Annotated in this window: 1 protein-coding gene; it reads left to right on the top strand. The window is 48.8% G+C overall.

Annotated elements, in window-relative coordinates; all coding sequences use genetic code 11:
- Positions 1-32: 32 nt before the first annotated feature.
- Positions 33-420, top strand: a 388-nt coding sequence (gene yrbL, locus Tanf_RS16765) for a PhoP regulatory network protein YrbL (protein WP_046826165.1), incomplete at its 3' end; no start/stop codon positions are given.

The following is a 420-nucleotide window of genomic DNA, read 5'->3' as shown; positions in this document are numbered from 1 at the left end:
GAGATCGTCAGAAAATATTTCCAGGAGATGGCATGATTCGCTTATCTGAACAAAGTCCCCTGGGCACCGGAAGACATCGGAAATGTTATGCGCATCCGGAAGATGCCCAACGCTGTATCAAGATTGTCTACCATCGTGGCGATGGTGGCGATAAAGAGATCCGCCGTGAGTTAAAGTACTACGCGCATCTTGGTCGCCGGTTAAAAGACTGGAGTGGAATACCGCGCTATCACGGTACCGTTGAGACGGATTGCGGAACCGGTTATGTCTACGATGTGATTGCAGATTTTGACGGCAAGCCTTCCATTACGCTGAACGAATTTGCTGAACAATGCCGTTACGAAGAAGACATTGCACAACTGCGCCAGCTACTGAAACAGCTGAAGCGTTATTTGCAGGATAACCGTATCGTGACGATGT

It is taken from the genome of Tannerella forsythia, assembly GCF_001006485.1.
In the GTDB taxonomy this organism is placed as follows: Bacteria; Bacteroidota; Bacteroidia; order Bacteroidales; family Tannerellaceae; genus Tannerella; species Tannerella forsythia.
The sequence above is the reverse complement of the archived record's forward strand: the minus strand, read 5'-3'. Positions and strand labels throughout refer to the sequence as shown.